This is a genomic window from Pseudomonadales bacterium (genome assembly GCA_013215025.1).
Lineage (GTDB): Bacteria > Pseudomonadota > Gammaproteobacteria > Pseudomonadales > DT-91 > DT-91.
In genome coordinates, this window is the sequence record JABSRR010000159.1 from 1 (window position 1) to 8,114 (window position 8,114).

The window sequence follows — 8,114 nt, forward strand, 5'->3', positions numbered from 1 at the left end:
TGATAAAGCAGAATACCGGTTACATCTCGCTGTTGATTAGCATGCCGCGATTGCTGCAGTAACTGCGACAAAGACTGTTGATCAGAAAAATAACTGCTTTGACTAAGGTACGCTAATTGGTAGACACTCATTGTATGCCCTCCCCATTTTTTAAGCTTACGCCGAGGCATTTTCATTAGATCAAAAAAAACCCGCAAGCCTTATGGCTTACGGGTTTGCGAACAATTAGCTTTGTTAATATATGCGTTAAATCAGCTTTAATAGCTCGTTGGTATAAGCTTGCTTACGTGCTTTGATTTCAGCAGGCGTTTCAACTTTAACCACTTCATCAGGCGTGATTTTGAATAGCGGCTGACCTTTCTTGATGATTTCACCATCGCGCTCAACCAGTACCTTATCGATCGTGCCTGAGAATTCGGCCTGAATCTTGTTGAACATTTTCATGACTTCAACAATGTATAAGGTATCGCCCGCATTAAAGTGGTCGCCCTCTTTCACATAAACTTCATGCTCTGGCGTCTCACGTGGGTAGAACATACCACCCGAGGCAGCAACAATCTCATCAGAGGCAGCAACTGGCGGCGGCACTAAAACTTTCGCCATGGCGTCTTGTAGCTCTGGGTCATCCAAGCGCTCAGGAATATTGATGCTCAAATCTGGGTTAACCGCTAACTCGTAGAAACCAGACTGACAAGCTGTGAATGGGATTACGTCTAATACTTCTAGACCTAATTGGAAGCCAGCATGTGAAGCTTGTACTTCTGCCCAACGCTCGGCATCAAAACCTTTCGGCGCAGCACCCGCAATTAAGCTTTCAAGTTCAGCAAAGTCAGCGGTATCTAGCATTTGCTCAAGCTGTGCATAGAAGGCAACCGCCGCATCAAGAATCACCTGATCATGCGACCAAATGACACGTGCCGGAGCAGCGCGCTCATTAGCTTCCATGTTCAGGTAGTGGTAAGTATCGGCTAAGACTTTAATCGGGTTCTCAGTCCACTTAAAGTGACCGTCGACCAGCTCAAAATGTTCTTTATGCAGTGACAACCAACCTGAAAGAATATGTGCATCAGCAAATAAGTTTTCGATTGGGCGAAGCAATAAAGAGCGCTTGCGTTCGATTGCCGCTTGCGTTGCTTTAGCAGCGTCATCGCCCGCTTCAGACACAGCTTTTTTCAGTACGCTGTTGAATGCGTAATCTAAATCAAGCTGGTTCGCTTCGTGCTTTAACTGACCGACTGCAGTTAGGTAAGGCACGATAAAGCGCGTAGTTGGACGTGCATTGATACCGTTACCAATAAACCAGTTAACCAAGCCGTAGTGGAACTCAAGGTTGGTTTTAAGGTCACTACCTTGCATATTGGTGCGACGAACCACTTCAGCCATATTTTGGTAAGTGGCCATACGGTCTTTACCAACCGTCAACAATAACGCAACGTTAGAGTCATAGGCACCCGCTAAACGGTACTGCATAAACATATCAGTATCTGGGTTACGTAAGCTGATACCTTGGTCATCACGCACTTCACCGTCGATTGGATTTGACCACTTCTTGATCACACCACCCGCATGCGGCTGTAATGCTTCGTTAGTGGCATTCAAACGTGCTTCAACAGAAGTCTCTGAGCGAGGGAAACGTGTTGGCTTAGGTAAACGCGTCCCGTGAGCAGCGATTAAGGCCATCACTTCTACTAAAGACTCGGTTTCGAAGTAGTCGTTTTCGTTTTCTGGGTTAGTGAAACGCAAACCATAGCAAAGCTCGGTTACACGGTGCTCAACCTGAATACGCGTATTCATTTCCATGAAGTAGTGCGCTTCGCCATCAACGATACATTCGAATGTACCTAATGAGTTAAGCTTAACGGCTTCACCAAATACAGCACCTTCGTGCTCCATTTTTTCAAGGATCACAAGGTCTTTCTTCAGCTGCTCTGCTTCTTCAGCTTTACCCGCTGCTTCAGCAACTTTGATTGCATCTTGAAGCTCTTCAACCGTAACAGAAACCTCTAAAAGCTTTTGCTCGTGCATCTGTAATGAACAGTCACGACCACCCATGGTCATACACCACTCACCGTTACCGACAACTTGGATTTCTTGGTGACGCGTGGTATCGATATTCATTTCGATTAACACGTTTTTGTTATCGCCAACGCCGTTGGTTTTAAGCTCGATCAAACATTCAACCGTTAGCTCTGGTACGACAGCAACGGCTTTCTCTACTTTCTCTTCAAGCGTTGCACCTTCTTGCGAATTCGCAGATTGAAGAATACGCTGACCTTTACCGCCACCACCGGCAATCGCTTTTAAACGAAAGCGATTATTAGGCTTTTCAGTGAGTAATTCACGTGCCACATTTTGCAGCGCTAAACCGATGTCTTTTGCATCAATGATGTCGATACCAGCATCGTATGAGGCCTTAAGCAGAGCCAGGCATTTTTCTTCCAGATCTTCACAGGCTGCGAAATCAACGTCTAAGTTATTGTCTTTCGCACAAGCTTCTAAACCGTCTTCACCGTATTTAGCGATTAATGCACGGCTAGTTGCGTTATCAACACCTGGTGTTACCGATACACCCGCTTTCAGTGCGGTACGTTTGGCGCTGTCTTTCATACCGGCTGAACGCTGGGTGTAAGAACCTGGACCCATGAAATTAAGGCCCGCGTTCTCCATGCCTTCAACCATTTCAGCATCTTCCGACATGAAACCGTAACCGGCGAAAATAGCATTATAACCATTAGATTTAGCGATTTGCGCGATTTGCTTAATCCGTACCGCACGTTCTTCTTTATCAGCACCGGTATAATCAGGCACACGATGAACACGCGATGGGTCGGTTAATTTGCGTAACTCAGGCGATAACGCATTGGTGTAGGTAATCGAATCTTTTTCGGATAACAAAATACCGTAGTTGTTGATACCCATTTCATCGAACACGTCCATCGCTTCTTTACGGATAGGACCACGACAAATAATTAATGGCTTTAATACGCCCTCTACTGAGAAGCTTTGCACCCACTCTGAAGCATGAGCAGCCAATTTACGATCCGCATGAATTAGCGGGTTGTTTAAGTAGTTTTGATTGCTAGACACAATAATACCCTTTTTATATTCTGCTCAATTAATGGAATTCGCGCTGTACGCCTTGTAATGGCGAAGGCTGGTAGTGGCGCATGTGGAAGTCCATTTGCTGAGATAACACTTTACGTAACTCAGATGGCTGAACAATTTGAGAAATAGAACCAAGGCTTAATGCTTCATTCGGGTTCATTAATTGTTCTTCGTATTTCTTAGCCAGTACGGCCTCTTCAGCTTTTTGCCATTCTGCAACCTCTGCTTCAGCTTGCGCTTTTGCATCTGCTTCAGAAAGACCCTCAGCGATTTTCTCTTGCGTGGCAATCGCAACACGCTTAGCCACCGAGCCGCGAATCGCTCGCACTTCATCTTTAAACACATACTCAACCCCTGCAGGGCCCATTACCGCACAACGTGTGGTGGGTAATGCACAAACAAAGTCAGCACCAGTAGGATAGTTGTTGTATGAGGCATAAGCGCCACCGAAGGCGTTACGGATTAATAATAAGAAGCGTGGCGTGCGCAAATCGATAATCGCATCCAGCATCGCACGACCCGCTTGCACAATACCGTTATGCTCTTGCTCAGTACCTGGCTTAAAGCCGGTCGTGTCTTCCATAAAGATGATCGGAATATTGTAGACGTTACAGAAGCGGATAAAGCGGGCATTTTTGTAGGCCGCTTCAATATCTAACTGGCCTGATGCATCAGCCGAGTTATTGGCAACAAAGGCAACCACATGGCCGTTTAAACGACCCCATGCGCAAATTGTGTTACGCGCACGGTCTGGTTGGAATTCCATATAGTCGCCGTGGTCAACCAATTGTTGAATCATGATAGAAACATCAAACGGTGTATTAAAACCGGTAGGCGAGTTTAATGCTTTCTTCAATAGAATATCGACATCCCAGGTCTCACGCGACTGCGCATCAGAGGAAGCACGAAACGGCGCCGACTCTTCGAAGTTATTGGGTAAGTAATCTAATAGTTCGATAACCTTGTTCAATGCAGCCACTTCGTCTTCAACAACAAAGTCAGTGACACCGGTAGCAGAATGCACACCAGGGCCACCCAACTCATCAGCGGTTACATCTTCACCCAAAACCGATTTCACAACGCCAGGGCCGGTTAAACCAAAAAATGTGTCTTTAGGCTGAATCAAGAACGAACCTTGACGTGGCAAGTATGAGCCACCACCTGCGTTGAAGCCAAACATACACATAATGCTTGGCACAATACCGTTAATCTTACGCAGCGCGGTAAAGGCTTTGGCGTAGCCATCAAGGCCACCGACACCCGCAGGGATATAAGCACCGGCAGAGTCATTTAATCCCACCACAGGAATTTTACGTTTGCCCGCAAGCTCGAACAAATAAGCCAGCTTATCACCGTTGGTAGCATCCATTGAGCCGGCGCGTACGGTAAAATCGTGACCGTACAAGGCAATATCACGGCCTTTAACCTGAATAATCGCCGTTACCAATGAGGCGCCATCAAGGTTTGGACCCCAATTTTGGAATAAAACTTGTGGCTCAACATCTCTGTCGCATAAAACGCGGATACGCTCCCAGATAGTCATACGCTTTTTTAAGTGTTGACGCTGAACGCTTTTTTCCGTTGCGGCTTCAAATGGACGTTGTTGAAGCTCATGACCTTTTTTCAAGGTTTCTTCGTACAATCCAGGCTGGTAAGATGCTTGGCCAGGTACAGCAAATTCGATTTCTTGCTTCTCTTCGAACGGGTTTTCAAGAGAAGGGATCACTTTAGATTTAGTCATTGATCTCAATCCAGAGGCAATTATTTAATTTTTAGGGTATGGCAAAAGCCTTTAAAACGCGCGATAACATATAGATTTACCCCTAAAAAGTCAATGCAATTTGCGGCCAGCGAGCATGACCTGAAAAGCTATTTTTCGTGAGCGTATCGACCGCATGAAAGTTGCTGCTTCTGACATATAAAATCTCTACAATGGGCCGCTATGAAACGCTTTACCATCAACAGCCCCCTGTCAATCCGGCAATTATTCACCTATTTTTGCGAAGAAGACTGGGCCGTATTTTTTGCTAGTGCAGGCGAAAACCCGGCCAGCCAGTTCAGCTTTTTTGCCACTAGGCCCAGCCAAACCCTTAGCTATGACATTGATAGCTTCAAACTAGAGGACTGCAAGCGCGAACTCAGAGCGGCGCTGGCACACCATCGCGACGCAGAGAACCCCTCGCTACCGTTTGCCGGAGGCTGGCTCGGCTATGCCAGCTATGAGTTAGGTTATGCACTTGACCCACTCAGCGGCAAACCAAAGCAGAAAAATCCGTCAGGCGGCGGCACTATTCCGGCATTTTGCGCCGGTTTTTATCCATGGACGGTGGTGTTTAACCATGCCGAACAGCTGACTGAGTTGATTTGCTTAGATGAGCTGTCTGATCATCAATGTGAGGCCATATTGCATGAAATCAACGCGATTACGCTGCAGCCGCAAAGTTTTGCCGCCAAAGCATTTAGCTGCGATACGGCTAGCCAGCAATACCATCAAGACTTCGCCAGTATTCAAGGTTTTTTAACCGCCGGTGACTGTTATCAGATTAATTATGCGCAGCATTATCAAGCGCCATACCAGGGGCAACCTTTCGCCGCTTTTTGCAACCTGGCCGATTCTGTTCCATCACCGTTTATGGCCTATATAAATCGCGACGCCTTCAGCCTGCTGTCTATTTCACCAGAGCGTTTTATTCGCGTAGAAGCATCTAAGATCCTATCAAGCCCGATCAAAGGCACTGAAAAACGCAGCTCAAAAACCCGCGAAGATTTACAGCTTGCGCAGCAGCTAATGGCCAGTGAGAAAAACCGTGCCGAAAATCTCATGATTGTTGATTTAATTCGCAACGATCTTGGCAAGCACTGCGTGCCCGGCAGCATATCCGCCCATCGGCTATTTGAAATTGAAAGTTTTGCCAATGTTCACCACTTAGTAAGCCATATTGAAGGCCAACTGAGTGCGCATCTAGATGCCTTTGACGTATTTTTTGATGCCTTCCCCGGTGGCTCTATTACTGGTGCACCGAAGCAGCGTGCAATGCAAATTATTAACCAGCTAGAAAACTTTGACCGACAAATTTATTGCGGCTCCGTCTTTTTGGCCAGCTGTCATCAACGCTTTGACTCGAATATTGCGATTCGCACCCTACTCTGCGACAAAGCGGCGCAAACCGTACACGCCTGGGCGGGCGGCGGTATTGTCAAAGACTCAGAGCTGCTCAGTGAATATCAAGAATGCAACAATAAAATCGATAAGCTGCTGAATGCCATTAGTCACTAATTCAGAAGCTTTATCAGCAATCGCGGCACTCGATTTTGATGTTAGAGTCATTAAGTGCAAGCGTAAAACCTTATCGCTGACGGTAAAAGAACAGTTTGTTGAGGTGAGGTCGCCCTATTGGCTTCGCGATCAGGAAATAGAACAGTTTGTGCTGGATAAAGCTGACTGGTGCCGTTTGCGTTTACAGGAGGCGGCGGCACGACACGGTGAAAAACCTGACTTCAGTCACGAAAGCCAGTGCCTATTTTTTGGAACGCCTAGAACTATCCTGCATCATTCTGGCAAGCCTCAAGTGATTGAGCGCGAAAATATACTGCATGTATTTCATTATGCGACATCAGCTCATCAACCGACTAAACATGCCGCTTATTTAGCAAAATGGATGAAGCAAGAAGCCGAGCGCTACTTAAGCGCTCGCACCCTCGAGCTTGAGCAACAGCTTTGCCCGCCAAAACCGGTAACTGCTGTGCAGTTTCGCAAAACCAAATCAAAATGGGGGCACTGTAGCAGCAAAGGCGAAATACAGCTTAACTGGCTGTTGATTATGGCCCCGCCTGAAGTAATGGACTATGTCATCATTCATGAGCTTTGTCATTTGACGTATATGAACCACTCAAAAACTTACTGGCAATTAGTCCATAGCTATTGCCCTGATTATCAACATCATATCGATTGGTTAAATCAATATGGTCACAAGATCAGCATTATTTCTTAGATGCTGATATACTGCGCGCCTTTTTAACGCACTACTTAAGAGTTTACTATGTCAGAATTCACTTTCGAAAATGACGCCCAGCGCGTCAGTTACGGTTTCGGCCTGCAATTTGGTCAGCAATTGATCCGTAATAAATTTAACGGCCTAAATACTGCTGCGGTATTTGCCGGCATTGCCGACATTGTAGAAAGCAATAAAATTCAGCTGTCTGAAGAAGAGTTAAATCAAGCCTATACCGCGATTCAAGCGCAAATGGAAAAAGACCGCGCCGAGCAAGCCGAGAAAATGGCCGAGCTGGGTGAAACCTTTCTAAGCGAAAACGCCAAACGCGATGGTGTTACCGTGACCGAGTCTGGCTTACAGTATGAAGTTTTAGAAACTGGCAGTGGTGATCAAAAACCAAGCACCGACTCAACCGTTCAAGTGCATTATCATGGCACCTTTATGGATGGCACGGTATTCGACAGCTCGGTTGAGCGTGGCGAACCTGCAAGCTTCGGTGTGACGCAAGTGATTAAGGGCTGGACTGAAGCGCTGCAGCTGATGAACACGGGCGACAAGCTGCGCTTGGTGATTCCATCAGATTTAGCTTACGGTGATGCAGGCGCACCGCCCTCGATTCCAGGCGGCGCAGTTTTAGTGTTTGAAGTGCACTTGATCGACATTCTTTAACACCCTTCGTAATTTGTCTGGGCCTATGATTTATCTAGGCCCAGGCTTTTACAGCTCTATGTAAAGCTCTATGCTTTTCTAGGCTCAAGCTTTTTCTTAACTAGGTTGTTCTTAACTAGGCTTTTCTTAACTAACTTTTCTGAACCTAGCCTTTTCTGGGTAATATCTAGACTAACCACGATGTTCTCGCTAGCTAAATCCTTACCGCTATGATGCCTTGAGATATTTGCGTCGCCTCTGTCTTTTCAAGCAACTGATGCTTGTGTAAGGACTTATGTTTTCAAAAGAACTGAAATTTACGCCGATAAGCGTGAGTTAAAGGTTCTGTGATCGTGAATCTTGGCT

The 8,114-nt window shown here is 46.2% G+C and carries 6 protein-coding genes; 3 read left to right on the forward strand and 3 right to left on the reverse strand.

All coding sequences use genetic code 11. The features are described from left to right. The 3 genes from HRU21_10465 to HRU21_10475 all read right to left on the reverse strand — a co-directional run. Positions 1–131, reverse strand: a 131-nt coding sequence (locus HRU21_10465; protein ID NRA42712.1) for a BLUF domain-containing protein, incomplete at its 3' end; no start/stop codon positions are given. A gap of 115 nt (positions 132–246) precedes the next feature. Next, positions 247–3,090 carry an HlyD family efflux transporter periplasmic adaptor subunit gene (locus HRU21_10470; GenBank protein NRA42713.1) on the reverse strand — a complete coding sequence of 948 codons (2,844 nt, stop codon included), beginning with the start codon at positions 3,088–3,090 and terminating at the stop codon, positions 247–249. Positions 3,091–3,115: 25 nt separating this feature from the next. Continuing rightward, positions 3,116–4,846, reverse strand: a complete 1,731-nt coding sequence (locus HRU21_10475) for an acetyl-CoA carboxylase carboxyltransferase subunit (GenBank protein ID NRA42714.1) — start codon at positions 4,844–4,846, stop codon at positions 3,116–3,118. Positions 4,847–5,047: 201 nt separating this feature from the next. Here HRU21_10475 and HRU21_10480 point away from each other — a divergent pair, with 201 nt between their 5' ends. The 3 genes from HRU21_10480 to HRU21_10490 are packed head-to-tail and all read left to right on the forward strand — an operon-like array spanning position 5,048 to position 7,769. Further along, positions 5,048–6,382 carry a chorismate-binding protein gene (locus HRU21_10480; protein ID NRA42715.1) on the forward strand — a complete coding sequence of 445 codons (1,335 nt, stop codon included), beginning with the start codon at positions 5,048–5,050 and terminating at the stop codon, positions 6,380–6,382. Next, a complete protein-coding gene (locus HRU21_10485; GenBank protein ID NRA42716.1) occupies positions 6,366–7,097 on the forward strand; it encodes a M48 family metallopeptidase in 732 nt (243 codons plus the stop codon). The genes HRU21_10480 and HRU21_10485 overlap by 17 nt, the downstream gene beginning before the upstream one ends. Positions 7,098–7,145: 48 nt before the next feature. Then, complete coding sequence (locus tag HRU21_10490) at positions 7,146–7,769, forward strand: FKBP-type peptidyl-prolyl cis-trans isomerase (GenBank protein NRA42717.1); 624 nt, start codon at positions 7,146–7,148, stop codon at positions 7,767–7,769. The last annotated feature ends 345 nt before the right edge of the window (positions 7,770–8,114 follow it).